This window comes from Ramlibacter sp. Leaf400 (assembly GCF_001424545.1).
Taxonomy (GTDB): Bacteria; Pseudomonadota; Gammaproteobacteria; order Burkholderiales; family Burkholderiaceae_C; genus Ramlibacter.
In genome coordinates, this window is the sequence record NZ_LMQL01000001.1 from 235,498 (window position 1) to 262,199 (window position 26,702).

The 26,702-nt window shown below is 69.3% G+C and carries 31 protein-coding genes and 1 tRNA gene; 15 read left to right on the plus strand and 17 right to left on the minus strand.

The window, feature by feature from the left end; genetic code table 11:
• Positions 1–8: 8 nt before the first annotated feature.
• Genes paoC through ASG30_RS01120 form a run of 4 tightly spaced genes read right to left on the minus strand, consistent with a single transcriptional unit; the run spans position 9 to position 4,656 of the window.
• A complete protein-coding gene (gene paoC, locus ASG30_RS01105; protein WP_055891315.1) occupies positions 9–2,216 on the minus strand; it encodes an aldehyde oxidoreductase molybdenum-binding subunit PaoC in 2,208 nt (735 codons plus the stop codon).
• Positions 2,217–3,167, minus strand: coding sequence for an FAD binding domain-containing protein (locus ASG30_RS01110; RefSeq protein WP_055891317.1), 951 nt, complete (start codon positions 3,165–3,167; stop codon positions 2,217–2,219).
• On the minus strand, positions 3,164–3,823 hold the full coding sequence (gene paoA / locus ASG30_RS01115) for an aldehyde dehydrogenase iron-sulfur subunit PaoA (protein WP_055891321.1): 660 nt from the start codon (positions 3,821–3,823) through the stop codon (positions 3,164–3,166). Before paoA ends, ASG30_RS01110 begins: the two co-directional genes overlap by 4 nt.
• A 14-nt stretch (positions 3,824–3,837) precedes the next feature.
• Complete coding sequence (locus ASG30_RS01120; RefSeq protein ID WP_055891325.1) at positions 3,838–4,656, minus strand: (R)-mandelonitrile lyase; 819 nt, start codon at positions 4,654–4,656, stop codon at positions 3,838–3,840.
• A gap of 119 nt (positions 4,657–4,775) precedes the next feature.
• Between ASG30_RS01120 and ASG30_RS01125 the strand changes: the two genes are divergently transcribed.
• From ASG30_RS01125 to ASG30_RS01135, 3 genes are all read left to right on the plus strand, one after another.
• Positions 4,776–5,747: a LysR family transcriptional regulator gene (locus ASG30_RS01125; RefSeq protein ID WP_200947216.1), complete on the plus strand. Its 972-nt coding sequence runs from the start codon at positions 4,776–4,778 to the stop codon at positions 5,745–5,747.
• A 275-nt stretch (positions 5,748–6,022) separates the two neighbouring features.
• Positions 6,023–6,682 (plus strand): class I SAM-dependent methyltransferase, encoded by a 660-nt coding sequence (locus ASG30_RS01130; RefSeq protein WP_162243701.1) that lies wholly within the window; start codon positions 6,023–6,025, stop codon positions 6,680–6,682.
• A 125-nt stretch (positions 6,683–6,807) separates the two neighbouring features.
• Positions 6,808–7,002, plus strand: a complete 195-nt coding sequence (locus ASG30_RS01135; RefSeq protein WP_055891331.1) for a hypothetical protein — start codon at positions 6,808–6,810, stop codon at positions 7,000–7,002.
• 256 nt (positions 7,003–7,258) lie between these two features.
• Here ASG30_RS01135 and ASG30_RS01140 read toward each other — a convergent pair whose 3' ends face one another.
• From ASG30_RS01140 to ASG30_RS01165, 6 genes are all read right to left on the minus strand, one after another.
• On the minus strand, positions 7,259–7,891 hold the full coding sequence (locus ASG30_RS01140) for an ATP-dependent DNA ligase (RefSeq protein WP_082521807.1): 633 nt from the start codon (positions 7,889–7,891) through the stop codon (positions 7,259–7,261).
• Between the two features lie 271 nt (positions 7,892–8,162).
• Positions 8,163–8,237: transfer RNA gene (locus ASG30_RS01145), tRNA-Arg, on the minus strand.
• Positions 8,238–8,299: 62 nt separating this feature from the next.
• Positions 8,300–9,490: a vWA domain-containing protein gene (locus ASG30_RS01150; RefSeq protein ID WP_055891334.1), complete on the minus strand. Its 1,191-nt coding sequence runs from the start codon at positions 9,488–9,490 to the stop codon at positions 8,300–8,302.
• Between the two features lie 16 nt (positions 9,491–9,506).
• Entirely contained in the window at positions 9,507–10,103 is a 597-nt protein-coding gene (locus ASG30_RS01155; RefSeq protein WP_055891337.1) for a GNAT family N-acetyltransferase, read from the minus strand.
• On the minus strand, positions 10,100–10,321 hold the full coding sequence (locus ASG30_RS01160) for a hypothetical protein (protein WP_055891339.1): 222 nt from the start codon (positions 10,319–10,321) through the stop codon (positions 10,100–10,102). Before ASG30_RS01160 ends, ASG30_RS01155 begins: the two co-directional genes overlap by 4 nt.
• Positions 10,322–10,334: 13 nt before the next feature.
• On the minus strand, positions 10,335–11,177 hold the full coding sequence (locus ASG30_RS01165; protein ID WP_055891341.1) for an AAA family ATPase: 843 nt from the start codon (positions 11,175–11,177) through the stop codon (positions 10,335–10,337).
• Between the two features lie 92 nt (positions 11,178–11,269).
• On the opposite strand from ASG30_RS01165, the gene ASG30_RS01170 reads away from it, so the two are divergent.
• Entirely contained in the window at positions 11,270–11,986 is a 717-nt protein-coding gene (locus tag ASG30_RS01170) for a c-type cytochrome (protein ID WP_055891345.1), read from the plus strand.
• 63 nt (positions 11,987–12,049) lie between these two features.
• On the opposite strand, the gene ASG30_RS01175 is transcribed toward ASG30_RS01170, so the two are convergent.
• Positions 12,050–12,484, minus strand: coding sequence for a DUF1841 family protein (locus ASG30_RS01175; RefSeq protein ID WP_055891348.1), 435 nt, complete (start codon positions 12,482–12,484; stop codon positions 12,050–12,052).
• A 98-nt stretch (positions 12,485–12,582) separates the two neighbouring features.
• Here ASG30_RS01175 and pcaF point away from each other — a divergent pair, with 98 nt between their 5' ends.
• Positions 12,583–13,788 (plus strand): 3-oxoadipyl-CoA thiolase, encoded by a 1,206-nt coding sequence (gene pcaF / locus ASG30_RS01180; RefSeq protein ID WP_055891351.1) that lies wholly within the window; start codon positions 12,583–12,585, stop codon positions 13,786–13,788.
• 4 nt (positions 13,789–13,792) lie between these two features.
• Here the strand turns inward: pcaF and ASG30_RS01185 are convergent, their stop codons facing one another.
• A complete protein-coding gene (locus tag ASG30_RS01185) occupies positions 13,793–14,233 on the minus strand; it encodes a DUF7673 family protein (protein WP_055891354.1) in 441 nt (146 codons plus the stop codon).
• A 146-nt stretch (positions 14,234–14,379) separates the two neighbouring features.
• Between ASG30_RS01185 and ASG30_RS01190 the strand changes: the two genes are divergently transcribed.
• A complete protein-coding gene (locus ASG30_RS01190; protein ID WP_055891357.1) occupies positions 14,380–15,138 on the plus strand; it encodes a sulfite exporter TauE/SafE family protein in 759 nt (252 codons plus the stop codon).
• Positions 15,139–15,153: 15 nt separating this feature from the next.
• Here ASG30_RS01190 and kefC read toward each other — a convergent pair whose 3' ends face one another.
• Positions 15,154–17,004: a glutathione-regulated potassium-efflux system protein KefC gene (kefC, locus tag ASG30_RS01195; RefSeq protein WP_055891360.1), complete on the minus strand. Its 1,851-nt coding sequence runs from the start codon at positions 17,002–17,004 to the stop codon at positions 15,154–15,156.
• Complete coding sequence (gene kefF, locus ASG30_RS01200; protein WP_055891363.1) at positions 17,004–17,645, minus strand: glutathione-regulated potassium-efflux system oxidoreductase KefF; 642 nt, start codon at positions 17,643–17,645, stop codon at positions 17,004–17,006. The genes kefC and kefF overlap by 1 nt, the downstream gene beginning before the upstream one ends.
• 102 nt (positions 17,646–17,747) lie before the next feature.
• Between kefF and ASG30_RS01205 the strand changes: the two genes are divergently transcribed.
• A complete protein-coding gene (locus tag ASG30_RS01205) occupies positions 17,748–18,203 on the plus strand; it encodes a MaoC family dehydratase (protein ID WP_055891365.1) in 456 nt (151 codons plus the stop codon).
• 236 nt (positions 18,204–18,439) lie between these two features.
• Here ASG30_RS01205 and ASG30_RS01210 read toward each other — a convergent pair whose 3' ends face one another.
• From ASG30_RS01210 to ASG30_RS01220, 3 genes are all read right to left on the minus strand, one after another.
• The gene (locus ASG30_RS01210; protein WP_055891369.1) at positions 18,440–19,210 is read right to left on the minus strand and encodes a sterol desaturase family protein; all 771 of its coding nucleotides are present in this window, start codon (positions 19,208–19,210) and stop codon (positions 18,440–18,442) included.
• 76 nt (positions 19,211–19,286) lie between these two features.
• Entirely contained in the window at positions 19,287–19,748 is a 462-nt protein-coding gene (gene trmL, locus ASG30_RS01215; protein WP_055891372.1) for a tRNA (uridine(34)/cytosine(34)/5-carboxymethylaminomethyluridine(34)-2'-O)-methyltransferase TrmL, read from the minus strand.
• Positions 19,749–19,759: 11 nt separating this feature from the next.
• Positions 19,760–20,461 (minus strand): ComF family protein, encoded by a 702-nt coding sequence (locus ASG30_RS01220; protein WP_055891375.1) that lies wholly within the window; start codon positions 20,459–20,461, stop codon positions 19,760–19,762.
• Positions 20,462–20,481: 20 nt separating this feature from the next.
• On the opposite strand from ASG30_RS01220, the gene ASG30_RS01225 reads away from it, so the two are divergent.
• The 8 genes from ASG30_RS01225 (at position 20,482) to ASG30_RS01250 (ending at position 26,646) form a co-directional block, all read left to right on the plus strand.
• Entirely contained in the window at positions 20,482–21,372 is an 891-nt protein-coding gene (locus tag ASG30_RS01225) for a class I SAM-dependent methyltransferase (protein ID WP_055891378.1), read from the plus strand.
• Between the two features lie 68 nt (positions 21,373–21,440).
• Complete coding sequence (locus ASG30_RS01230; RefSeq protein ID WP_055891380.1) at positions 21,441–21,923, plus strand: DUF2244 domain-containing protein; 483 nt, start codon at positions 21,441–21,443, stop codon at positions 21,921–21,923.
• A 42-nt stretch (positions 21,924–21,965) separates the two neighbouring features.
• On the plus strand, positions 21,966–23,120 hold the full coding sequence (gene coxB, locus ASG30_RS01235) for a cytochrome c oxidase subunit II (protein ID WP_055891383.1): 1,155 nt from the start codon (positions 21,966–21,968) through the stop codon (positions 23,118–23,120).
• 25 nt (positions 23,121–23,145) lie between these two features.
• Positions 23,146–24,828, plus strand: a complete 1,683-nt coding sequence (gene ctaD / locus ASG30_RS01240; RefSeq protein ID WP_055891386.1) for a cytochrome c oxidase subunit I — start codon at positions 23,146–23,148, stop codon at positions 24,826–24,828.
• Positions 24,829–24,839: 11 nt separating this feature from the next.
• Positions 24,840–24,953, plus strand: a complete 114-nt coding sequence (locus ASG30_RS22905; RefSeq protein WP_235579718.1) for a cytochrome oxidase small assembly protein — start codon at positions 24,840–24,842, stop codon at positions 24,951–24,953.
• 4 nt (positions 24,954–24,957) lie between these two features.
• Positions 24,958–25,554: a cytochrome c oxidase assembly protein gene (locus ASG30_RS01245; protein ID WP_055891389.1), complete on the plus strand. Its 597-nt coding sequence runs from the start codon at positions 24,958–24,960 to the stop codon at positions 25,552–25,554.
• Positions 25,551–25,727 carry a DUF2970 domain-containing protein gene (locus ASG30_RS21990; RefSeq protein ID WP_082521808.1) on the plus strand — a complete coding sequence of 59 codons (177 nt, stop codon included), beginning with the start codon at positions 25,551–25,553 and terminating at the stop codon, positions 25,725–25,727. The genes ASG30_RS01245 and ASG30_RS21990 overlap by 4 nt, the downstream gene beginning before the upstream one ends.
• Before the next feature lie 37 nt (positions 25,728–25,764).
• Positions 25,765–26,646, plus strand: a complete 882-nt coding sequence (locus tag ASG30_RS01250; protein WP_055891391.1) for a cytochrome c oxidase subunit 3 — start codon at positions 25,765–25,767, stop codon at positions 26,644–26,646.
• Positions 26,647–26,702: the final 56 nt, after the last annotated feature.

The following is a 26,702-nucleotide window of genomic DNA, read 5'->3' on the forward strand; positions in this document are numbered from 1 at the left end:
CGACTCCTTCAGGCGACCGGCGGCAGTCGGTCGAGCAGCTTGTCCAGGGTGATGGGGTAGTCGCGCACCCGGATGCCGGTCGCGTTGTGGATGGCATTGGCCACCGCCGCGCCGACCCCGCACAGCCCCAGCTCGCCCACGCCCTTGGCCTTCATCGGCGAGGACATCGGGTCGGTCTCGTCCAGGAAGACCACCTCCTGGTGCGGGATGTCGGCATGCACCGGCACTTCGTAGCCCGCGAGGTCGTGGTTGACGAAGAAGCCGCGCCGCTTGTCCACGGCCAGCTCCTCCATCAGCGCGCCGCCCACGCCCATCGTCATCGCGCCGATCACCTGGCTGCGTGCCGACTTCGGGTTCAGGATGCGGCCGGCGGCGCACACGGCGAGCATGCGCCGCACGCGCACCTCGCCCGTGTAGCTGTCGACACCGACCTCCACGAAGTGCGCGCCGAACGTGGACTGCTGCGCCTTGCGGCTCAGTTCGCCGAACTCGATGGCGTCTTGCGCCACCAGCCCGTCGGCACCCGCGGCCTCGGCCAGCGGCACTTGCCGGTCGGCGGCGCGCACCATGCCGTCGGCGAACACCGCGTCCGCGGGCATCCCCAGCTTGCCGGCGACCGCCTCGCGCAGCTTCACGCAGGCCGCATACACGCCGGCGGTGGAGCTGTTGGCGCCCCACTGGCCGCCGGAGCCGGCCGACACGGGGAAGGCGGAGTCGCCCAGGCGCACGAACACCTTCTCGATCGCCACGCCCATCATCTCGGCGGCCGTCTGCGCAATGATGGTGTACGAGCCGGTGCCGATGTCCGTCATGTCGGTCTCCACCGTGACGACGCCCCGTGGGTCCAGGCGCACGCGGGCGGCGGACTTGGCCACGGCGTTGTTGCGGAAGGCGGCCGCGACGCCCATGCCCACCAGCCAGCGCCCGTCACGGACCTGCGCGGGACGCGCGTTGCGCCGGTCCCAGCCGAAGCGCTGCGCCCCGGTGCGCAGGCACTCGACCAGCTGGCGCTGGGAGAACGGCCGCTCGGGCCGCTGCGGATCGACCTGGGTGTCGTTGAGGATGCGCAACTGCACGGGATCGAGCCCCAGCTTTTCCGCCATCTCGTCCATCGCGATCTCCAGCGCCATCATGCCGGGCGCCTCGCCCGGCGCGCGCATGGCGTTGCCCTCCGGAAGGTCCAGCACGGCCAGGCGCGTGACGGTCAGGCGGTTGGCGCCCGCGTAGAGCAGGCGGCTCTGGTTGACGGCCGTCTCCGCCCTGCCGCCGGGCAGGTCGCCGGACCAGCCCTCGTGCGCCATGGCGGTGATCCTGCCGTCGCGCGTGGCGCCGATGCGGATGCGCTGGATCGTCGCGGGCCGGTGCGTGGTGTTGTTGGCGACCAGGGGCCGCTGCAGCGCCACCTTGACCGGCCGCCCCGCCGCGCGCGCGCCCAATGCGGCCAGCAGCGCGTCGGCGCGGATGAACAGCTTGCCGCCGAAGCCGCCGCCGACGAAGGGCGAGACCAGGCGCACGTCCTCCTTCGGCAGGCCCAGTGTCCTGGCCAGGTCGGTGACGCTCCAGTCGATCATCTGGTTCGACGTCCACACCGTGAGCTTGCCGCCCTGCCACGCGGCGGTGGAGGCGTGCGGCTCCATCATCGCGTGCGACTGGTCGGGCGTGCTGTAGGTGGCATCGAACTGCACCGGCGCCGCGGCATACGCGCCGTCGAAGTCGCCGGTCCGCGTTTCCGCTGGCCCGCCGAAGGGCATCTGCCGCGGCGGCTGCGCCGAAGCCTTGCCGGCCTGCAGGTCGAACCGGCCCGCCGTGTGGGTGTACTGCACGCGCACCAGCTGTGCCGCCGCGCGGGCCTGCTCGAAGGTCTGCGCCACCACCAGCGCGATCGCCTGGTGGTAGTGCTCGATCTCCGGCCCGCCCAGCAGTGTGGCCGTGTTGAAGGTGCCCTTGCCCAGCTTGCCCGCGTTGCGCGCGGTGACGATGGTGATCACGCCCGGCGCCGCGCGCGCGGCGCGCAGGTCCATGGAAGCGATGCGTCCCTTGGCGATGCCCGCGCCCACGACGAAACCGTAGGCCGCCTCCGGCGCCACGTCATGGCGCTCGTACGCGTACGGCGCGACGCCGGTGGTCTTGAGCGGCCCGTCGATGCGGTCGATGGGCCGGCCGATCACCTTGAGCTGGTCGATCGGGTTGGTGGTGGCAGGGGTGTCGAATTTCATTCAGGTCCTCGCTTGGGCCAGCACCGCGGCGAGCGTGCGCTCCACCAGCGGCAGCTTGAAGGCGTTGTGCTCGGTCGGGCGCGCGCCGGCCAGCAGCCGGGACGTCACGGCCCTGGCGCCTTGCGGCAGGGCGGCTTCGGCCGCCTCCGCCCGCCAGGGCCTGGCGGCCACGCCGCCCAGCGCCACGCGGCCGCTGCCGTCACGCTGCACGATGGCGGCGACGGACACGAGCGCGAACGCGTAGGAAGCGCGGTCGCGCACCTTCCGGTAGACGTGGGTGCCGCCCGCGGGCCGGGGCAGCGTCACGGCGGTGATCAGCTCGCCGCGCTCCAGGGCCGTTTCGACGTGCGGCGTGTTGCCGGGCAGCCGGTGGAAGTCGGCGATCGGGATCACGCGCGCGCGCCCGTCCGGCCGCACCGTCTCGACGTTCGCATCCAGCACCCGCATGGCCACCGCCATGTCGCTGGGGTGGGTGGCGATGCAGGCGTCGCTGGCGCCGACCACGGCGTGCTGCCGGTTGACGCCGCCGATGGCGCTGCAGCCGCTGCCCGGCTGGCGCTTGTTGCAGGGCTGGTCGGTGTCGTAGAAATAGGGGCAGCGGGTGCGCTGCAGCAGGTTGCCCGCGGTGGTCGCCTTGTTCCTCAGCTGGCCGGAAGCGCCGGCCAGGAGGGCGCGGGAGAGCACGCCATAGTCGCGGCGCACCCGCTCGTCCGCCGCGAGGTCGGTGTTGCGCACCAGAGCGCCGATGCGCAGGCCGCCTTCTGGCGTGGCCTCGATGCGGTCCAGCGGCAGGCCGTTCACGTCCACCAGGTGCGCGGGCGCTTCGATCTGGAGCTTCATCAGGTCCAGCAGGTTGGTGCCGCCGGCGATGAACCTCGCCTGCGGATGGCGGGCCACGGCAGACGCGGCCTCGGCCGGCGTGCGCGCGCGCTCGTAGGTGAAGGGCTTCATGTCCGCACCCCCGCGACTTCGCTGATGGCGTCGACGATGTTGGAGTAGGCGCCGCAGCGGCAGAGGTTGCCGCTCATGCGCTCTCGCAGTTCGTCGGCCGAGAGCAGCGGCCGCGCCGTGAGGTCGGCGCTCACGTGGCTGGGCACGCCGCGGCGCACTTCGTCGATCACGCCGACGGCCGAGCAGATCTGCCCGGGCGTGCAGTAGCCGCACTGGTAGCCGTCGTGCCTGACGAACGCGGCCTGCATCGGGTGCAGCTGCTGCGGCGTGCCCAGGCCTTCGATGGTGGTCACCTTCGCGCCTTCGTGCATCACGGCCAGCGACAGGCAGGCATTGATGCGCCGGCCGTCCACGAGCACGGTGCAGGCGCCGCACTGGCCGTGGTCGCAGCCCTTCTTGGTGCCCGTCAGGTGCAGGTGCTCGCGCAGCGCGTCCAGCAGCGTCGTGCGAGTGTCCAGGTCCAGCGTGCGTGCGCTGCCGTTCACCTCCATCGTCACGCGCGCGGTGGGCACCGTGGCCGTGGCCGCGGCAGGGCTGCCGGGCGCGCCGGCGGCCGACACCGCCGGCGTGGCCACGGCGCCCGCTGCGGAGCCGGCGCCGACGATCAGCAGGTCGCGGCGGGAGATCGTGAGGTCGGGTTGGTTGGTTTCGTCCATGGGCTTTCCGGTGCTCATTTCTGGCGGAAGACTTCGCGTGCGACGGTGCTGGCCGTCACGGCGCTGGGCCAGCCGGCGTAGAACGCCAGGTGGGTGATGGCCTCGACGAGCTCCTGCTCGGTCAGGCCGTTGTCGCGTGCGCGCTGCAGGTGCGAGCGCAGCTGGTCGGGCCGGTTCATCGCGATCAGCGCGCTGACGGTGGCCAGGCTGCGGTCGCGCGGCGACAGGCCGGGGCGCGCCCACACGTCGCCGAACAGCACGTCGTCCGTCAGCTGGGCGAGCTTGGGGTTGACGTCGCCCAGCAATCGCTGGGCGGGCGTCGGCGATGCCGGCGCTGGAGCCGATGAGGCGGCAGGGGCCTGGCGCGCCGCGCGGTACTGCGGGTCGCTGACCTTCTCGAGCCAGTCGACGGCCTTGCCCTCCAGTTGCTCGGCAATGGCGTAGTGCGCCATGCCGTGGGTGGGCGAGGCGCCGTGCCAGTGCTTGGCGCCCGGCGGGATCCAGACGACGTCGCCCGGCCGGATCTCCTGCACCGGACCGCCCCAGGCCTGCACCAGGCCCAGGCCCTGGGTGACGATCAGGGTCTGGCCCAGCGGATGGGTGTGCCACGCCGTGCGCGCACCGGACTCGAAGGTGACCAGGCCGCCGCCGACGCGGGCGGGGGCCTCGGCGCTGAAGCGCGAGTCGACGCGCACGGCGCCGGTGAAGTTCTCGGCCGGTCCGGGCGCGGACGGTTGCGATCCGTTGCGGGTGATCTTCAGGCCCGGGTCGGCCTGGGCGCTGGCGGCCGCCGCCATCGAAAGCGACAGGACGGCCATGGCAAGTGATTTCATGCTGAGGTGCAAAGGAGGAGGGCGCGCGAGGGTGGAAGGGCACTGTAGGGAGCCCCGCGGCATCGCACTAGCCGGCGCCGGCTTGATGGATTCGCAACGCGGAATTGATAATCGACCGCATGCCCATCAACGAACTGCGTTCGATCGCCACGTTCGCCAAGACGGCCGAACTCGGCAGCCTGAGGCGTGCGGCGCAGGCCCAGGGCATGACGCCGCAGGCGGCGAGCCAGGCGCTGGCGCAGCTGGAGACGCACCTGGGCGTGCGGCTCTTCCACCGCACCACGCGCAGCATGTCGCTCACCGACGAGGGGCGGCAATTCCTGGAGGCCGCCTTGCCCGCGCTGGCGGGGCTGCAGCGGGCGCTGGAGATCACCCGCCGCGCCAAGGACGACATCGCCGGGCCGCTGCGCATCGTCGGTCCGCGCTCGGTCTTCACGCCGGTGCTGTGGCCGCTGCTGGATGAGTTCTGCCGCCGCTATCCACAGGTGCAGCCCGACGTGGAACTGGACGACCGCGTGGGCAACTGGGTCGAGGACCGGGTGGACGTGGGCTTCCGGGTCGGCATCTCCGCGGCGGAAGGCGTCATCGCGCGACGGCTCTTTCCCCTGCAGCTCATCATCTGTGCGGCGCCCTCGTACCTCGAGCGCCACGGTGCGCCGGACAGCCTGGGCGCGCTGGCCAGCCACCGCTGCAGCACCTTCCGCCATGCGGGCACCGGCCGCATCCTTCCGTGGTTCGTGAAGGTGGACGAGAGCGTGATCGAGCTGCCGGTGGTGCCGGCCTTGTGCCTGAACGACGAGGCCATCGAGACCGAAGCCGTGCTGGCCGGCCACGTCATCGGCTTTCTGACCGGCGTGGCCGCGACGTCCCACATCCGCGCCGGGCGCCTGGTGCCGCTGCTCACGCAGCACATCGCCGACCGCTCCAGCGTGTTCGTGTACTACGGCAGCCGCGCCGCCCAACCCACCCGCGTGCGCGCCTTCATCGACCTGGCCGTCGAGCGGCTGGTCGGCAATCCGGCGTACGTCCTCACGGCCGAGGAACTGGCCGCCGCGGAGGCCGACGGCCGCCGCCGGCACGAGAAACCGTAGCGCAATTTTCGGCGCGGGCGCCATGCCCGATGGGGCCATGACCCGAGTCGATGCAGGCACGCTGCGCAGGCCTAAACTGCTGCGCTGTGAGCAACCTCGCGAAGCCTGCGACCCGGATGCGGCAGCTGATCCTGAAGTTCGTCTTGAGGGTCCTGAGAAGCGTGGGCCTGCGCGTGCACCAGCTCACTGGACGGACCCAGGACGAAGGAATCGAAAGAAGCGGCTTCGCACTCCACCGGGGCTACCGACTGCCGCCCAGGAGCCTGCGGGGCAGGATGTGCGGAGACGCTTTCCGCACCAACAGCTTCTTCTTTTTGTCCGGCGTGCTCGAGGCCACGAAGTTCCCGCAGAGGCTGGGTTACACCCAGGGCTCGCGTGTGGTCGACATCGGGTCCGGACTGGGCCGGGTGGCCACCGGGCTGCTCGCGGAGTTCGGCGACGTGCATTACCTCGGCATCGACGCCAACGAGGATTTCGTATGCTGGTGCAAGGACAACATCGAGAGCCGGCATCCCAGCTTCCGATTCGTCCACCTGGACATGGCCAACGAGTTGTACAACCCCGCGGGCGCCCTGGATGGCAGCGAGCTGCGGTTGCCGGTGGACGATGACTCGGCGGACATCGTCTACCTCTGGGGCGTCTTCTCGAACATGGTGCCCGCGCACGTCGAAGCGTATGCCGGCGAGATCGCCAGGATCCTTCGCCCCCAGGGCCGATGCTTCCTCACTGCGTTCGTCGAGGACGGTGTCCCCGACGTCACGTTCAACCCGACGGACTACGTCCCCTACGCCTGCAATGAGCCGCTCACCGTCGTGCGGTACAGCAGGCCATGGCTCTTCTCGACCTTGCAGCGGCACGGCCTGCAGGTCGCGGACTTCCGCCACCACGGGACCATGTTCCCGATGCACAGCGAGATCTACCTGGCCAAGGCGTAGGGCGCGCGCAGGTTCAGCGACATGCCTGGAATTCGTAAGCGGCGCCGCGAGTGGTATCCGCAGGCGTGAGGCGGGGAGGAACGCGGTTCAAATGCGCGGCTTCTCCACCCCAGACCTTCTCGACCATGCCGGACACCGACACCAACGCGAAAGCGAACCAGTCCCGCATCATCCGGGACCTGCGGCAGCTGCGCGATATCGCGCAACGTGAGCACGGCCCCCAGGCCAGGTCGACCCGGCAGATCCAGGAAGCCCTGGGAAAGGCCGAGCGGGAACAGCGCATGTCCGGGGCTCGAGCGGACGGCTGGAAGCCGGAGTGATTCCGGCAGGGCGCGCGCACCGGGCCGGTCCTGATCCCTCGCCCGCCGACCATTTGTTACATGTAACCTTGCCCGGCAGGATCACACTGCTGAGACAACGACATGGAGACAACCATGGAACACGAAGGTCCCGGGCTGCTTTGCAGCGACTGGTTCTGGATCGGCGGTGGCCTGTCGCTTGTGTTCTGGATCGAACTGATCCGACTGGCCAGCCCCTAGCCCCCGCAGCGGCGGAAAGACCTGAGCAGGCGCCGGGTCAGCTCCGCCGGCCGATCTTCACCCACGCCTCGCTTCGCACCCCCGGGCGATAGGGGCTGTCGAGGTGCTTGGCGATGACGCCTTCGACCTGCGCTTTCAAGTCGGTGCTGGCCGGCACGTCGCTGACGAAGAGCAGGGTCGGATCGTCCGAGCTGGACAACAACTCCTGCAACCTCTTCTTGCGCGTGGTGAGCGGCAGGTGCATCACGGAACGGCCCTCGTGCACCAGGATGTCGAAGACTGCGAAGGTGACCCCGGGCGAAACCGGATGGAGCCGGCGCTTGCGGGCGCGCTCCTGGAGCCAGTCCAGGTGGGAGACGCCTTCCTCGTCGAGGACGCAGACTTCGCCGTCGAGGATGTGGGGCCCCCCGGACAGATCCATCAGGGCCCTGGCGACCTCGGGGAACCAGCTGGTGCATGTGCGGCCGGCTTTCGAGCGCAGTCGCACCTGCCCCTGGTCGAGAGCCGCCAGGCATCGGTAGCCGTCGTACTGCTTTTCGTAGATCCAGTCCGGGTCGGTGAAGGGTGGCCGCAGGCCCTCCAGCGCAAGCATCGGAGCGGGAATGGGAATCACGACGTTGCGGCGGGGAGGCCGCAGCGCTTCAAGGTGATCCTCATTGATTCGTTCCATGTGGGTGGCGGATGGAGCTGGCACCTCGCGCCTTGCAGGCGCAAGAAGGTGCCCTGCGCACTCGCATCGCCTGTGCCAGGGAAAGCTCAACAGCGCAAGGATGAGGAGAACCGGCGGGGGCGCCGGCAGAAGGCCCGATCGCGCGACTTCATCCACGCGGAAGGTGGGGCAGATGGCCCACCCGGAGGGTGACAAGGCCCAGCGCTGCCCGGTGGGTTGGTGCGCAAGTGGCTGTCGAGCCGTGCGGCCTGCCTGGAGGAAGACCCGGCCTTGGCGCCCCCGGCGGGAATCGAACCCACATCTAGCGCTTAGGAGGCGCTCGTTCTATCCATTGAACTACGGCGGCGGGAGAGCGGCATTGTAGAGGGGAGGGCGACTGCCGGTGCCTGCCCTCGGCCCGTCGCCGTGCTACTTGGACAGCAGCCGCATCGCCTCTTCCAGCCCCTTGATCGTCATCGGGTACATGCGCTGGTTCATCAGCTGCTGGATGACGGCGATGCTCTGGCGGTACTGCCAGACGCCATGGGGCTCGGGATTGATCCAGGCGAACTTCGGGAAGGCCTGCGTCAGGCGCTGCAGCCATTCGGCGCCGGCTTCCTCGTTGTTGTATTCGACGCTGCCGCCCGGCTGCAGGATCTCGTAGGGGCTCATGGTGGCGTCGCCCACGAAGATCAGTTTGTAGTCCTTGTTGTACTTGCGGATGATGTCCAGCGTCGGGAACTTCTCCGAGAAGCGCCGGCGGTTGTTCTTCCACATGAAGTCGTAGACGCAGTTGTGGAAGTAGTAGAACTCCAGGTGCTTGAACTCGGCCTTGGCCGCCGAGAACATCTCTTCGACGCGGTGGATGTGCTCGTCCATCGTGCCGCCCACGTCCATCAGCAGCAGCACCTTCACGTTGTTGTGCCGCTCCGGGACCATCCGGATGTCCAGGTAGCCGGCGTTGGCGGCGGTGGAGCGGATGGTGTCGTCCAGGTCCAGCTCCTCGGCCGCGCCCTCGCGCGCGAACTTGCGAAGGCGGCGCAGCGCGATCTTGATGTTGCGCGTGCCCAGCTCCTGGGTGTCGTCGTAGTCCTTGTAGGCGCGCTGGTCCCACACCTTCACCGCGCTGCGGTTGCGGCCCTTGTCCTGGCCGATGCGCACGCCCTGCGGGTTGTAGCCGTAGGCGCCGAAGGGCGAGGTGCCGCCGGTGCCGATCATCTTGCTGCCGCCCTCGTGCCGCTCCTTCTGCTCCTCGAAGCGCTTCTTGAGCGTCTCCATGAGCTCGTCCCAGCCCATCTTCTCGATCTTGGCCTTCTCCTCGGGCGAGAGTTCGAGTTCCAGGTTCTTGCGCAGCCACTCCAGCGGGATGTCCTTGCTGAAGTCGGCCAGCATCTCCACGCCCTTGAAGTACGCGGCGAAGGCGCGGTCGAACTTGTCGTAGTGCTTCTCGTCCTTCACCAGCGCGGTGCGCGACAGGTAATAGAAGTCGTCGACCGACCAGCCGTTGTCGCCGGCGGGGCCGACCACGCCTTCCTGCAGCGCCTCCAGCAGGGTGAGGTATTCCTTGACCGAGACCGGCAGCTTGGCGCTGCGCAGCGTGTAGAAGAAGTCGATCAGCATCGCGAGCCTTTTCGGTTCAGTCGCGGGGCCTGTCCAGCTGGTACTGAAGGTGGGCCTTGACCTCGGGCCATTCGCCCGCGGCCAGGCTGTACATCACCGTATCACGGACCGTGCCGTCGCGCCGCAGGGCGTGGTGCCGCAGCACGCCGTCCTTGCGGGCGCCCAGCCGCTCGATGGCGCGCTGGCTGGCGAAGTTGTAGTTGTCGGTGCGCCAGCCGACCAGCCGGGCGCCCAGCACCTCGAACGCATGGGTCATCAGCAGCAGCTTGCAGCTGGTGTTGACGTGGGTGCGCTGGGCGCTGCGGGCGTACCAGGTATAGCCGATCTCCAGCCGCTCGACCGGCCGCACGATGTCGTGGAAGCGGGTGGTGCCGATCACGCGGCCGCTGGCGGGGTCGAGCACCACGAAGGGCAGCATGTGGCCCTCCTGCTGGCCGCGCAGCGCGGCGGCGACGTAGTCGGCGGTCTCGCCCGGCGCGGGCACCGACGTCACGCGAAGGGTCCACAGCTCGCCGTCGCACGCGGCCGCTTCCAGCGCCTGGGCATGGCCGGCCGACATCGGCTCCAGCCGGACCAGCGGGGACTGCAGGGTGCAGGGCTCGGGCGTCCTCATGCCTCGTTCTTCTCCTGCCGGCGGTTGCGCAGCCGGCGCGCCAGCGACAGGCCGATGCCCCCGCCCAGGCCGGCCAGCACGATGCCGCCGATGGCGCTGCCGCCATAGCCGGCGGCCAGGGGGTCGAAGCCGACCAGCCGGCCCAGGCCCCACGCGACCAACACCCCGGCCAGGAAGCCGACGGCGTCGGTCAGGCCTTCGATCAGCAGTCGGTTCATCGTGGTGCTCCGGTCAGCGGTTGTGACGCTGCATGAACACCAGTTTCTCGAACAGGGTGACGTCCTGTTCGTTCTTCAGCAGCGCGCCCACCAGCGGCGGCACCGCCACCTTGTCGTCCTTGCTCTGCAGGGCTTCGAGCGGGATGTCTTCCGCGACCAGCAGCTTGAGCCAATCGAGCAGCTCGGACGTGCTGGGCTTCTTCTTCAGGCCCGGCAGGTTGCGCACGTCGTAGAAGGTCTTCATCGCCGCCGTGAGCAGGTCCTTCTTCAGGGCGGGAAAGTGGACGTCGACGATCTTCTTCATCGTGTCGGCGTCGGGGAACTTGATGTAGTGGAAGAAGCAGCGGCGCAGGAAGGCGTCGGGCAGCTCCTTCTCGTTGTTGGAGGTGATGAACACCAGCGGGCGGTGCGCCGCCTTCACCAGCTCGCGCGTCTCGTAGACGTAGAACTCCATCCGGTCCAGCTCGCGCAGCAGGTCGTTGGGGAATTCGATGTCGGCCTTGTCGATCTCGTCGATCAGCAGCGCCACCGGCCGGTCGGCCGTGAAGGCCTGCCAGAGCACGCCCTTGACGATGTAGTTGTGGATGTCCTTGACCTTCTCGTCGCCCAGTTGCGAGTCGCGCAGGCGGGACACCGCGTCGTACTCGTACAGGCCCTGCTGCGCCTTGGTGGTGGACTTGATGTGCCACTGCAGCAGCGGCATCTCGAGCGCCTGCGCGACCTCCTCGGCCAGCATCGTCTTGCCGGTGCCGGGCTCGCCCTTGACCAGGAGCGGGCGCTTGAGCGTGATGGATGCGTTGACCGCCAGCATCAGGTCCTGCGTGGCGACGTAGTTCTGCGAGCCTTGGAATTTCATGGGAGGGTGCGGGAGGCGCCAGGGCCGTTGAGGTGCGGCCCTATAATCGCCGGTTGATTCGAAAACGGACGCTCGTCGATTGTGCGCGCAAAATGAATAAGTTGTTGACCCCGCTTTTCGCCCTGCTTGTCGCGTCTGCGACCGGATTCGCACATGCCCAGGCGCCTGCCGCGCCCGCGGCTTCCGCACCGGCGGCCGCCGCGTCCGCGCCCGCCGCGGCCCCGGCCAGCCCGGCGTCGCTGCAGGCCAAGATCGCCATGTGCCTGGGCTGCCACAACATCCCCGGCTACCAGGCCAGCTTCCCCGAAGTGCACCGCGTGCCCATGATCGCCGGCCAGACGCCCGCGTACATCGAGTCGGCGCTGGGCGCCTACAAGAGCGGCGAGCGCAAGCACCCCACCATGCGCGGCGTCGCCGACCAGTTGTCCGAGCAGGACATCAAGGACATCGCCGCCCACTACGGCAAGCTCGGTGGCACCGCCACCGTGGCCGAGAAGGCCAGCCGCGAGCCGAGCGCGCAGGTCGCCGCGCTGCTGCAGAAGGCCGCCTGCGTGTCCTGCCACGGCGCCAACTTCTCCAAGCCGATCGCGCCCAACTACCCGAAGATCGGCGGCCAGCACAAGGATTACCTGTACGTCGCGCTGCGTGCGTACAAGCAGGAGAACAACCCGGCCGTCGGCCGCAATAACGGCATCATGGGCGGCATCGCCAAGCAGTTCAGCAACGCCGAACTGAAGGCCATGGCCGACTACATCAGCAGCCTGGACGGCGACCTCAAGACGGTGCCGGACTCGCGCTTCCACCATTGAGCACCGCCGCCCTGGCGGCATGAAGAAAGGCCCGCTCGCGCGGGCCTTTTTGCTTTGCGGCCCTCAGTCCTGGGTGGCGCGGCGCTGCACGCAGGCGATGTAGGCGTCGCCGTCGGGCGGGCGGCCGGCGCGCTGGCTCTCCCACAGCATCTGTCCCAGGCACTCCATGGCCTCGTGGTGGGCGTCGTGCAGCGAACCCCGGCGCGCGGCCAGCAGTTCCACCGCCTGCCGGATGCCGCGCGGCTGGTCGATCGAGCACTGTTCGCTGATCGACAGGTGCATGGCCAGGTGCAGGAACGGGTTGGTGCGGCCGCCCGCGCCGTCGTAGACGCGGGCCACCGCGGCCTCGGCGTCCGCCATCTCGGGGTCGTATTCGGGATGCTCCAGCAGCCACTGGCTGGCCAGCGTTTCCAGTGCGTCGAGCGGGGCGCCGCCGCGGGCCTTGGCGTGCACGCCGCAGAAGAAGCGGCGCACGTCTTCCTGCGAGGGATTGAACATCGGCCAAGGCTAACACCCGGCGACGGCAGGGATTGCGAGGCGCGGGACAATGGCGCACCCCGCCCATTGGGGCGACCGCTCACATCCGGAGAGAACCCATGAGCCAGCAAGCCTTCATCTGCGATGCCGTGCGCACGCCTTTCGGCCGCTACGGCGGCGCCCTGTCCTCCGTCCGCACGGACGACCTCGGCGCCATCCCGATCAAGGCGCTGATGCAGCGCAATCCCAAGGTCGACTGGCAGGCCGTGCAGGACGTGCTCTACGGCTGCGCCAACCAGGCCGGCGAGGACAACCGCAACGTCGCTCGCATGGCGGCCTTGCTGGCCGGCCTGCCCATCGAGGTGCCCGGTGCCACCATCAACCGCCTGTGCGGCTCGGGCCTGGACGCGGTGGGCAGCGCCGCGCGCGCGATCAAGGCCGGCGAGGCCACGTTGATGATCGCCGGCGGCGTGGAGAGCATGAGCCGCGCGCCCTTCGTCAGCCCCAAGGCCGAGTCGGCCTTCTCGCGCAACAACGCGGTCTACGACACCACCATCGGCTGGCGCTTCGTCAACAAGCTGATGAAGGAGCGCTACGGCGTCGACTCGATGCCCGAGACCGCCGAGAACGTGGCGGGCGACTACAAGATCGAGCGCGAGGCGCAGGACCGGATGGCGCTGGCCTCGCAGCTCAAGGCCGTGGCCGCGCAGAAGTCCGGTTTCTTCGATGCCGAGATCACGCCGGTGACTATCCCGCAGAAGAAGGGCGATCCCGTCGTCGTGAACAAGGACGAGCACCCGCGCGAGACTTCCCTGGAATCGCTGGCCAAGCTCAAGGGCGTGGTCAAGCCGGACGGCTCGGTCACCGCCGGCAACGCCAGCGGCGTGAACGACGGCGCCTGCGCGCTGCTGCTGGCCGACGAGGGCACGGCCTCGCGCCACGGCCTCACGCCGCGCGCGCGGGTGGTGGGCATGGCCACCGCCGGCGTGGCGCCGCGCGTCATGGGCATCGGCCCGGCGCCGGCCACGCAGAAGGTGCTGGCGCTCACCGGGCTGAAGCTGGAACAGCTGGACGTGATCGAACTCAACGAGGCGTTCGCGGCCCAGGGCCTCGCAGTGCTGCGCCAGCTCGGCCTGAAGGACGACGATCCGCGCGTGAACCCGAACGGCGGCGCGATCGCGCTCGGCCATCCGCTGGGTGCTTCGGGCGCGCGCTTGGCCACGACGGCGGTGAACCAGCTCCACCGCAGCGGCGGCCGCTACGCGCTGTGCACCATGTGCATCGGCGTGGGTCAGGGCATCGCGCTCGTGCTCGAGCGCGTCTGAGCCTTCAGGCCAGGGCGGCCTTGCGCTTGTCCAGCAGGCGCATCACGCGGCGAGGGCCGCCGCGCACGTGCTCGGACAGCGAGATGCGCCCGTAGCGCAGCGCGTCCAGCACGGCCAGCATGTCCTCGCCCAGGTCGGCACCGGCAGCACGCAGGGCCGAAGGGCGCAGGGGCTGGTCGTCCCAGACCGCGGCGATGAAGTCGCCCGCCTGGCGTCCGCCCCCGCCCGGGCCTTCCTCGGCCAGGCGCAGCAGGCGCTCGAAGGCCGCCAGGCCGCGCTCGCCCGCCTCGTGCGAGCGGATCTCCTCGACCATCAGGCGGGCCCGCTCCAGCAGCGTGCCTTCGTGGTCCACCCGGGCCTTGTCGCCGGTGCCCACCACCAGCTGGACCCGGTTCACGCGTTCGAGGTTGGCGCGGTGGCGGCGCTCGCGTTCGACCTGGTTCATGGCGGACCTCCGAAGGGTGGGGCTGTCCCGCTTGTACCGCGCGCGCCGCGCTACCGCCAAGCGGCGCGAAACCCGATTGACGCCAGCGCCCGGCAGTCCTAGCCTGATGGGCTTTGGATGCCGGCCTGCCTGACAATACGCGGGCCTTGGACTTCCCCCTCATCACCGATCCCGGCTTCTACGCCGTCGCCATCCCCGCCGTCCTGCTCCTGGGCATCAGCAAGAGCGGCTTCGGCGCCGGATTCGGCTCGCTGGCCGTTCCGCTGATGGCGCTCTCGGTCACCGTGCCGCAGGCCGCCGCCATCCTGATGCCACTGCTGTTCGTGATGGACGTGCTCGGCCTGCACGCCTGGCGGCGCCACTTCAACTGGCCGCTGATCCGGTTCCTGCTGCCCTTCGGGCTGCTGGGCACCGTGGTCGGCACGCTGTCGTTCAAGCTGCTCGACCCGAAGCTGGTGGCCGGCATCGTGGGCGTGTTCACGCTGGCCTTCCTGGCGCAGCGGGTGCTGTTCCCGCCCAAGGCGGACAGCCCGGCCCCGCCGCGCTGGCTGGGCGCGATCCTGACGACGACCTCGGGCTTCACCAGCTTCATCGCGCACGCCGGCGGGCCGCCGGTCAATGCGTACGTGGTGCCGATGCGGCTGTCGCCGCCGGTCTACACCGCCTCGATGGCCGTGTTCTTCTTCGCGGTGAACCTGAGCAAGTGGATCCCGTACGCCTGGCTGGGCCTGCTGGACCTGCGCAACATGGCCACGTCGGTCGCGCTGCTGCCGCTGGCGCCGGTGGGCGTGATCGTGGGCGTCAAGCTGGCCCACACCATCCAGCCGGTGCTGTTCTACCGGCTGATCTACCTGGGCATGCTGCTGACCGGCATCAAGCTCGTGTGGGACGGCTTCCTCGCCTGAGGGGCGAGCAAGGCTTCAGCGCTCGCCCGGGCGGCTTTCCCGCTCCCACCCCGGCATGCGGTCGCGGCCCTTGCGCCGCAGTTCCTGCTCTTCTTCCCGCTCCCGCGCCATCTGGGCTTCGAACTGCTCGCGGCCCTGGCGCACCACCGCGATCATCCTGGCGCGGTCGCGGTGGTGCGTGTACATCTGCTCGAACAGCTGGAGGTTGTGGCGGCGAAAGCGCAGCGCCTGCCGGCGGGCTTCATATGGGGCGGCGCCCAGCACCTCGAGCACCGTGCGCCCGCTGCGCAGGCTCGACTCGAACATCTCGCGCTCGACCCGCATCACGCCCAGGTCGCGCAACTCGTTCCAGTGCGTCACGTCGCGCGCCCGCGCCACCAGCTCCAGGTGCGGGAAGTGCTCCTGCGCCAGCTTCACGATGCGAAGCGACTGCTCCACGTCGTCCACCGCCACCACCAGCACCCGGGCCGACCCGGCGCCCGCGATGCGCAGCAGATCGAGCCGCGTCGCGTCGCCATAGAACACCTGGTAGCCGAAGGTGCGCGCGGCCTCCACCATGTCGGCGTCGTGGTCCAGCACGGTGGACCCGATGCCCTGGGCGCTGAGCAGGCGGCCGATGATCTGGCCGTAGCGGCCGAAGCCCGCGATGATCACGCGCGCGTCCTGCGGCTCGCTCAGTTCCTCGAGCTTGCGCGTGCCGCCGGCGTAGCGCGCCGACCAGCGGTCCGCGGCGATGAGCAGCAGCGGCGTCAGCAGCATGGACAGCGTGATCGCAGCCACCAGCAGCGACGACGTCGGGCCGTCCAGCAACCTGGCGCCGCCGGCGGTCTGCAGCACCACGAAGCCCACCTCGCCGCCCTGCGCCAGCAGCGCGATGAAGAGCGGACGCTCGCCGGCGGGGATGGGCATCAGGCGCGTCATCACCCACAGCACCAGGGCCTTGATCGCCAGGAAGCCGACCACGATGGCGGCGATCAGCAGCGGCCGCTGGATCACGACCGAGAAGTCGATCGTCATGCCGATGGCGATGAAGAACAGGCCGAGCAGCAGCCCCTTGAAGGGCTCGATGTCGGTCTCCAGTTCGCGGCGGTACTCGCTCTCGGCCAGCAGCACGCCGGCCAGGAAGGCGCCCAGCGCCATCGACAGCCCCACCGAGTGCATCAGCGCGGCCGTCGCCACCACCAGCAGCAGGGCGGCGGCGGTGAAGATCTCCGGCGAGTCGCTGCGCGCGATCCAGCGCAGCGCCGGCCGCAGCAGCAGGCGGCCGCCCAGGATGATGGCCGCGATGACGGCGACGGCCTTGACCGCGCCCGACCATCCGTCCCCGCCGGCCTGTGCGCTGGTGACGGCCAGCAGCGGGAGCAGGGCCAGGATCGGGATGGCAGCCACGTCCTGCAGCAGCAGCACGCTGAGCATGCTGCGCCCAGAGGTGGTGGGCATCAGGTTGCGGTCGGCCATGGCGCGCAGGCCGGTGGCGGTGGACGAGTCGGCCAGCGCCAGCGAGGCGGCGACGGCCACGCGCCAGTCGACCCCGAAGGCGATGGCGACGGCCGACATCAGCGCGGCCGAGCCGAACAGCTGCACGCTGCCCCAGCCGAAGATCGGCCGGCGCAGGCTCCACAGGCGGCGCGGCTCCAGCTCCAGGCCGACCAGGAACAGCATCAGCACCACCCCGAACTCGGCGAAGTGCAGCACGTCCTGCACGTTCCCCACGAGCCGCAGCCCCCAGGGGCCGATGGCGATGCCCGCGGCCAGGTAGCCCAGGATGGCGCCCAATCCGAGCGCGCGCGAGAGCGGCACCGCGAGGACCGCGGCGCCCAGGTAGATCAGGCTGCTGGAGAGCCAGGCCGGAAGGTGGTGTTCCATCAGTCCTCGGGGTGGTCGGCGGGCCGGTCGGTGTCGGGCACGTCGCAGGCCGGGCAGGCGGGCAGGTCCTCGATCTCGGGCCAGTCCGGGTGCGAGCGCAGCCGCTCGATGAAGATGTCCGCGTGGGCCGCGATCTGCGCATCGGACGCGCGCTGCGCCCCGTGCAGCAGCAGCGGCGGGAGGAAGCGCATGCCGCACAGCGCGGCGGTCTGCTCGTAGGGCGGCAGGAAGGCATCGAAGAAGTAGCGGTTGTAGCCCTGCGGGTGGTAGGAGGGTTCCGGCCCGCCGGTGCTGGCCACCAGCCACAGATCCTTGCCCTGCAGCGCCGTGCCGTTGCGGCCGTAGGCCCAGCCGTGCGTGAGGACCTCGTCCAGCCAGAGCTTCAGCAGCGCCGGCATCGAATACCACTGGATTGGGTGCAGCAGCACCAGCAGCCGCGCCGCCGCCATGCGCTTCTGCTCGGCGGCGACGTCGATGTCGTAGTCCGGGTAGGCCCCGTACAGGTCCTGCACCCGCACGCCCGGCACGCCGCGGGCGGCTTCCACGAGGCGGCGGTTGACGCGCGACTCGCGCCATTGGGGGTGGGCCGCCACGAGGTAGACATCGGGGTCGGCGGCGGCAGCAGCGTCGGGCTCATCCATGGTCCCGAACCTTAGCGCATGTGCGCCCTGCGACCCGTGGGTGGAGACGTCCTGTCGCTGGCTGGACAACCGCGCCAGCCCTGCCGTCGCTACAGTGGCGGCATGAGAACGTTCTCGTCCCTCGCCGAACTGGCGCCCCTGGTGGGGCAGGAAGTCGCCACCAGCGACTGGATGGTCATCACCCAGCAGCAGGTCAACCTGTTTGCCGACGCCACCGGCGACCACCAGTGGATCCACGTCGACGTGGACAAGGCCCGTGCCGGGCCTTTCGGCGCGCCTATCGCGCACGGCTTCCTCACGCTGTCGCTGCTGCCGAAGATCTTCGAGCAGGCGCTGCGGATCGAGGGCACTCGCATGGGCGTGAACTACGGGCTCAACAAGGTGCGGTTCACCGCGCCGGTGCCGGTGGGCAGCCGGGTGCGCGGCCGGCTCGAATTGCTGGCCTGCGAGGCCATCGAAGGCAACGGCATGCAGATGACCTGGAAGGTCACGGTGGAGCTGGAAGGCTCGCCGAGGCCGGCCTGCGTGGCCGAGTCCATCACCCGCCGCTACGCCTGAGTCGTCGGACCCGGCGGGCAAAAAGAGCCCGCGCACGGAGGCGCGCAAAAAAAAAGAGCCCGCGCACGAGGCGCGGGCTTCCAAGGGAGTGTTCGACAGGCCGGCCTCAGGCCCGGTTGCGCCGAACCCTGTAGTTGGCCGCACCAAGGCCGATCTTCAAGCTCGGCGCGGCGCAACCGGCCATTTCAGGTGTGTGTGTCTGGCGCAGAGGCAAAGCCTCGCCCACGCCGGGCTGCTCAGGTTGTCGGCCGGGCCTGCGACGGCGCGCCGGAAGGCTGGGTCACATCCTTGCCCAGCAGGAGCTCGCCGATCCGGGACGAGGCGCCATCGTAGAAACCGACCTGACCATCGAACGACCGTCCGTTCCTGAAGCTGCCGAACAGGAGATCGAAGAGCGGAAGGTCCCCGTAGTTCCTGCCGTGGACCCCTCGCTCGTGATGGAGGAAATGGCTCTCCGGGCGCTGCACGAAATAGCCGAGCCATTCGGGCGTGCGGATGTTGGTGTGCTGGAACACGCTCAGGATCGTGCCGCAGATGCTGGCGATGATCGCCGCTTCGAGGGTGACCCCGATGACCAGCGCGAATGTCACGCTGCTCACGGCGATGAATCCGGCCATGTCGAGCGGACTGAAATAGAACGCGCCGTAGGTGTCCAGGCGCTCCGCGCTGTGGTGCATCTGGTGGAAGTGGCGCCAGAGGAGCGGCGTCGCATGCAGGAGCCGGTGCCACAGGAAGACCCCGAGCTCGAGCACCAGGAAAGCGACGACGGCGCCACCCGCGGTGCCCAGCCCCGTGCCGTCGATCAGCTGGAACTGGCCCAGGAGGGGATCCCACAACAGCGGCAGCTGGTAGCCGAGCCCCATGTAGACGCCCAGGCTCGCCAGGCCCCGGAGCCTCCACGTGGGCGTCGAAGGCTGGGTGACCGTGTCAGCACGGGCCGGCCGGATCCTTTCCAGGATGGCGAAGGCCGCGAAGACGAAGGCGGGAAGCAGGTAGAGCCAGAGCATGTGGAACCTCGTTGGATGAGCGTTCCAGTCTCCGCAAGCGCAGCCAATGGCACCAGTGGCCGCGGTAAGGGGCCGCTCAGGCGAATCCGTTCTGCCGCCAGGCCTCGAACACCGTCACGGCGACCGCGTTGGACAGGTTGAGGCTGCGCTGGCCGGCGCGCATCGGCAGCCGCAGCCGTTGCTCCGCAGGGAAGCTCTCGCGCAGCTCAGGCGCCAGGCCGCGCGTCTCGGCGCCGAACACCAGCCAGTCGCCCGGCGCGAAGCGCACGTCGTGCACGTGGCGCGTGCCGTGGGTGGTCAGCGCGAACATGCGCGACCGGTCCGGCTTCCCGGCGTCGAGGAAGGTCGCCCAGTCCGCGTGCCGGCGCACGTCGGCGTACTCGTGGTAGTCCAGCCCGGCCCGCCGCATGTGGCGGTCGTCCATCGAGAACCCGAGCGGCTCGACCAGGTGCAGCGTGCAGCCGGTGTTGGCGGCCAGGCGGATCACGTTGCCGGTGTTGGGCGGGATCTCGGGCTCGACCAGGACGATGTGGAACATGGGACAGGACCCTAGGCGTCTTCGGTGCGGGCGATCACGACGGCGGCCACGTGGGCGGCGCCCGCGGCCCGGAACACGCCCGCCAGCGCATGCAGCGAAGCCCCGCTGGTCATCACGTCGTCCACCAGCACGATGCGGCGGCCGCGCACCTCGTGCGCGCGGGCGGGTTCGAGTGCGAAGGCCTGGCGCACGTTGGCCAGGCGGGTGGCGCGATCGAGTTCGGCCTGCGGCGGGGTTTCGCGCAAGCGCAGCGCCAGCCGCGCATCGGCCTTGGCGGGGGCAAGGCGCTGCGCCAGTTCGTGCGCCTGGTTGAAGCCGCGCGCCGCCAGCCGCGCCGCCGACAGCGGCATGGGGACCAGGCGGTCGGCCGCGTCCACGCAACGCCGGATTGCGTCGGCACCGAGCAGCAGCCGCGCGAAACTGTCGGCCCAGCCGGCCTGGCCCGAGAACTTGAAGCGGGCGATGAGGCCGCCCCAGGGGTAGGCGTAGCTGACCGCCGCGTGGCAGGCGTCCAGCGGCGGTGCGGCGCGAAGGCAGCGGCCGCAGGTGGCCACGCCTTCCGGCAGTGCCAGCGCGCAGCGCAGGCAGCGGTGGCGCGGCGCCGCGAACTGCGCGCTGCAGCCCGCGCACAGGGGCCGCGCCGGCCATGCGAGGCAGACCTCGCACTGCGCGGGCGTGGCGGCGGCAAGGCCTTGCAGGAGCTGGCGGAACATGCGGCTCAATATACTTTCCTGTGCCCGGCGAGCATCCCCCCACCCTTGATCCCGTTGCCGCGGCGCGCTGGCAGCGCGCCGCGCCGCCGCGGTCCCCCTGGCTGCATGAAGAAGTCGCGCGGCGCATGGCCGACCGGCTGGAGTGGATCCGCCTCGCGCCCCTGGCGTGGGCGCACTGGGAGCCGGTGCGCGGCGGCCTGGCGGTGCAGCCGCTGCTGGAGCAGCGCTATCCGCAGGCCGAATGCCTGCTGGTCGAGCCGGAGCCGGCGCGGCTCCCCGCCGCGCGGGCGCAGCTTGAGCGGCCGTGGTGGCAGCGCTGGGGCCCCCGCCGGCGCATCGTCGAGACGGTGGGCGACGGCCGGGTCCAGATGCTGTGGGCCAACATGGCGCTGCACTTCGCGCTGGAGCCGCAGGCGCTGATGGCCCGCTGGCACCGCGCACTGGCCACCGACGGGTTCCTGATGTTCTCCTGCCTCGGCCCGGACACGCTGCGCGAGCTGCATGCGCTGTACGGCTCGCTCGGCTGGCCGCCGCCCGGACCGCAGTTCACCGACATGCACGACTGGGGCGACATGCTGGTGGCGGCCGGCTTCGCCGAGCCGGTGATGGACATGGAGCGCATCACCCTGACCTGGGAGACGCCGCAGCGCCTCCTGGCCGAGCTGGCGGAGCTGGGCGCCAACCTCCATCCGAGCCGCTTCGGCGCTTTGCGGGGACGCGGCTGGCGCGAGCGGCTCCATGATGAGCTGGCGGCGTTGCGCGGGCCCGACGGTCGCCTGGCGCTGACTTTCGAGATCGTCTACGGCCACGCGATCCGGCCCGCGCCGCGCGTGCGGATGCAGCCACAGACTTCGGTCCCGCTGGACGACCTGCGCGGGCTGTTGCGCGGGGGCCGGCGGCCCGCGCAATAGTCGGCTGCCTGAAGGGAGAGCAGGTCAACGCGGCTACAATGCCCGGTTGTTTTGGGACGTCACCGTCGATGCCGGTTTTTCGTTTCGCGACTGTCCAGGGCCAGGCGATCGTCTGGTTCCTCAAGCGCAACTGCTCGGTCACGCCGGCCCAGCTGGGCTGGTTCTACGCCTCGCTTTGCGTCGTGTCGCTGGCGATCGCCATGATCTTCTGGCTGCAAGGCGCGACCCTGGTCCTTCCGTTCGCCTGGCTCGAGCTGGGAGCGGTGGGGCTGGCCTTCCTGGCGTATGCGCGGCACGCCGCCGACGGCGAGCGCATCAGCCTGCAGGGGCGGCGTCTGGTGGTGGAACTGGAGAGCGCGGGGCACCTGCAGCGCACCGAGTTCGACCCCGACTGGGTGAGAGTGGAGCCGCGGGCGGATGGCCGGTCGCTGATCGAGGTGTCCGGCCGCGGACGCTCGGTGAGCGTGGGGCGCTACGTGAGGCCGGAGCTGCGGCCGCTGCTGGCGCAGGAGATCAGGAGCGCCCTGCGCGAACGGGTCGTGGCCCGGTGAGGGCGGACGGATTTGTGATTGAGTAGATCGGAACCGAGAACGATGAAGAGCCTTTCGAACATGCTGGCGGGCCTGGGCGGCGTGCTGGCGGCCGGCGCGGCCCATGCCGTCAACGACCTGCCCGGCGGGCCGGCGGTGCGCCAGTTGAACCTGCACGCGGCAGCCACCCGCATCGCGGTCGAGCAGGCCTGGCTGCACTGGTTCATGCTGATCACCTGCACGGTGATCTTCATCGTGGTCTTCGCGGTGATGTTCTATTCGATCTGGAAGCACCGCAAGTCGGTGGGCGCCAAGGCCGCCAACTTCCACGAGTCGGTGACGGTGGAGGTGATCTGGACGCTGATCCCCTTCGTCATCGTGATCCTGATGGCGCTGCCCGCCACCAAGGTGCTGGTCGCCTCCAAGGACACCAGCAACGCCGACGTGACCATCAAGGCCACCGGCTACCAGTGGAAGTGGGGCTACGACTACCTCAACGGCGAAGGCGCCGGCGTGTCCTTCCTGTCCACGCTGGACAGCACGCACCGCGAGATCTCCAACGCGGGCGCCAAGGGCGACGTGCCGGACAACTACCTGCTCAAGGTCGACAACCCCGTGGTGGTGCCGGTCAACAAGAAGGTCCGCATCATCACGACCGCCAACGACGTGATCCACGCCTGGGGCATCCCGGCCTTCGGCATCAAGCAGGACGCGATCCCCGGCTTCGTGCGCGACACCTGGTTCCGCAGCGAGAAGACCGGCGACTTCTACGGCCAGTGCTACGAGCTGTGCGGCAAGGAGCACGCCTACATGCCCATCCACGTGAAGGTGGTGACGGCGCAGGAATACACCGCCTGGGTGGCCGATCAGCAAAAGAAGATGGCCGCCAAGCAGGACGACCCCAACAAGGCCTGGGCGCTCACCGACATCGTGGCCCGCGGCGAGCAGGTCTACAACAAGAACTGCGCGGTGTGCCACCTGCCCACCGGCGCGGGCGCCGGCCCCAACAAGCCGCTGAACGGCTCGCCCATCGTGACCGATGCCGACAAGGCCAAGCAGATCGCTATCGTGCTCAACGGCAAGAACGCCATGCCGGCCTGGAAGCAGCTGTCCGACACCGAGATCGCGGCGGTGGTCAGCTACACGAAGAACGCCTGGAACAACAAGACCGGCCAGCTGGTCCAGCCGTCCGACGTGCTGGCGCAGCGCGGCAAGTAAACGAAAAGCATCCCGAGGAAACCCCATGAGCGCAGTTCTCGACGACCACGGCCACGCGCACGGGCACGACGACCACCACGACCACGCGCCCGCCGGCTGGCGCCGCTGGGTCTACGCGACCAACCACAAGGACATCGGGACGCTGTACCTGCTGTTCTCGTTCTTCATGCTGATGTTCGGCGGCGTGCTCGCGCTGGGCATCCGCGCCGAGCTGTTCCAGCCCGGCCTGCAGCTGGTGAACCCGGAGATGTTCAACCAGCTGACCACCATGCACGGCCTGATCATGGTGTTCGGCGCCATCATGCCGGCGTTCGTGGGCTTCGCGAACTGGATGATCCCGCTGCAGATCGGCGCGAGCGACATGGCCTTCGCGCGGATGAACAACTTCAGCTTCTGGCTGCTGATCCCGGCCGGCCTGATGCTGGTGGGCTCGTTCTTCATGCCCGGCGGCGCGCCGTCGGCCGGCTGGACGCTGTACGCCCCGCTGACGCTGCAGATGGGCCCCTCGATGGACGCCGGCATCTTCGCGATGCACATCATGGGCGCCAGCTCGATCATGGGCTCGATCAACATCATCGTGACCATCCTCAACATGCGCGCCCCCGGCATGACGCTGATGAAGATGCCGATGTTCGCCTGGACCTGGCTGATCACCGCCTACCTGCTGATCGCGGTGATGCCCGTGCTGGCCGGCGCCATCACGATGACGCTGACCGACCGCCACTTCGGCACCACGTTCTTCAACCCGGCGGGCGGCGGCGACCCGGTGATGTACCAGCACATCTTCTGGTTCTTCGGCCATCCCGAGGTCTACATCATGATTCTGCCGGCCTTCGGCATCATCAGCCAGGTCGTGCCCGCCTTCGCGCGCAAGCGCCTGTTCGGCTACGCCTCCATGGTGTACGCCACCAGCTCGATCGCCATCCTGTCGTTCATCGTCTGGGCGCACCACATGTTCACCACCGGCATGCCGGTGACGGGCCAGCTGTTCTTCATGTACGCGACCATGCTGATCGCGGTGCCCACGGCCGTGAAGATCTTCAACTGGATCGCGACGATGTGGCAGGGCTCGATGACGTTCGAGACGCCGATGCTGTTCGCGGTGGGCTTCATCTTCGTGTTCACCATCGGCGGCTTCACCGGCCTGATCCTGGCCATGGCCCCGATCGACCTGCTGCTGCAGGACACCTACTACGTGGTGGCGCACTTCCACTACGTGCTGGTGGCCGGCTCGCTGTTCGCCCTGTTCTCCGGCTTCTACTACTGGGCGCCCAAGTGGACCGGCGTGATGTACAACGAGACGCGCGGCAAGATCCACTTCTGGTGGTCGCTGATCTCCTTCAACGTCACCTTCTTCCCGATGCACTTCCTCGGCCTGGCCGGCATGCCCCGCCGCTATGCCGACTACCCGATGCAGTTCGCCGACTTCAACATGTGGGCGTCCATCGGTGCCTTCGGTTTCGGCCTGGCCCAGGTGTACTTCTTCCTGTTCGTCGTGCTGCCCTGCATGCGCGGCCGCGGCGAGCCGGCCGGCCAGCGTCCCTGGAACGATGCCGACGGCCGCGGCGCCGAAGGCCTGGAGTGGGAAGTGCCGTCGCCGGCGCCCTTCCACACCTTCGAAGTCCCGCCCAAGCTGGACGCCAGCGCCACCCGCGTGCTGGACGCGATGCCGGCTTCCATCAACCGCAACGCCGGCGCGGCCCACTGACGTTCATGGCGATGGCCAACGAAGAGCAGAAGAAGGCCAACCGCCGCCTGGGACTGATCCTGGCGTCGGTGGCGCTCGTCTTCGCCATCGGCTTCGCGGCCAAGATGCTGCTGATCGGAGGCTGAGGGCGTGAAGCTCAAGTCGGAAAACCGCAGGATGGTGCGCAAACTGGCGGTGGTCGCCGCCGGCATGTTCGTGTTCGGCTATGCGCTGATCCCGATCTACAAGCACATCTGCGAGATCACCGGCATCAACATCCTGGCGCTGGGCGAAAAGCAGGTGCCGGGCAATTCCTCCGCCGCCGCCAACACCCAGGTCGACCGCAGCCGCACCATCACGGTGGAGTTCGACGCCAACTCGCGCGGCCCCTGGCAGTTCAAGCCGCAGAAGGCGTCGATCCAGGTCCACCCGGGCGAACTCGCCACGGTGATGTACGAGTTCGAGAACGTGCAGGACCGCCGCATGTCGGCCCAGGCCATCCCCAGCTACGCGCCGCGCCAGGCCGCCGCGCACTTCAACAAGCTGGAGTGCTTCTGCTTCGAGCAGTACACGCTGGCGCCGGGCGAGAAGAAGCAGTGGCCGGTGGCCTTCGTCATCGATCCCAAGCTCTCGAAGGACGTGACGACGATCACCTTGTCGTACACCTTCTTCGAGGTGGGCAAGGGCATCCCGCCGGCCCCGCAGGCCGCGGCGCCGGCACCCCAGCGGAGCGGGGAACGTGGATGAGCGTGTTGCGCACCTTCCGCGCGGTGGCCTGGTCGTTCCTGGGCATCCGGCGCCGAAGCGGGCTGGAGGAGGACATGCAGCGGCTCAATCCCCTGCATGTCGTGGCCGTGGCGCTGGTGGCCGTGGCGCTGTTCGTGGGCGGGCTGATCGCGCTGGTCAACTGGGTCGCCTAGCGGCCCGAAAAGAATCGAAAGCAGGAGTCGAGAAAAAATGAGTTCCACCACCGGCGGCAGCACGCCGTACTACTTCGTCCCGCACCCCTCGCGGCACCCGGCGTTCGCCGCCTTCGGCCTGTTCTTCGTCATCATGGGCGCCGCCCAGTGGATCAACGGCGCCGGCTGGGGCAAGTGGGCAGTGCTGTTCGGCATGCTGTGGCTCTTCGGCGTGCTGTTCCAGTGGTTCCGCGACGCGGTCCGCGAGAGCGAAGGCGGGCAGTACGGCCGCAAGATCGACCTGTCGTTCCGCTGGAGCATGAGCTGGTTCATCTTCTCGGAGGTGATGTTCTTCGGCGCCTTCTTCACCGCCCTCTGGTGGATGCGGGCGCACTCGGTGCCGGCCCTGGGCGGCCTGGACAACTCGCTGCTGTGGCCCGACTTCAAGGCCGTGTGGCCGACCATGGCGCCCGGCGCCACTGCGTCGCCCGGCGGCATCATCGACCCGTTCCAGACCATGGGTCCGTGGCCGCTGCCCACCATCAACACGGGGCTGCTGCTGACCTCGGGCGTCACGCTCACCATCGCGCACCATGCGCTGATCGCCGGCAACCGCACCAAGACGATCCTGTGGATGTGGATCACCGTGATCCTGGGCGCCACCTTCGTCGGCGTGCAGGGCTACGAGTATTTCCACGCGTACTCCGACCTGAACCTGAAGCTCACCTCCGGCGCCTACGGCTCCACCTTCTTTCTGCTGACCGGCTTCCACGGCTTTCACGTGATCGTCGGCATGCTGATGCTGCTGTTCATCACGCTGCGCCTGATGGCCGGCCACTTCACGCCGCAGCGCCACTTCGGCTTCGAAGGGGCCGCCTGGTACTGGCACTTCGTGGACGTGGTGTGGCTGGGCCTGTACGTACTGGTCTACTGGCTCTGACGCCCCGGCCTCGCCACGACGAACAAGGCGCCCCGAGGGGCGCCTTGTCCTTTGGA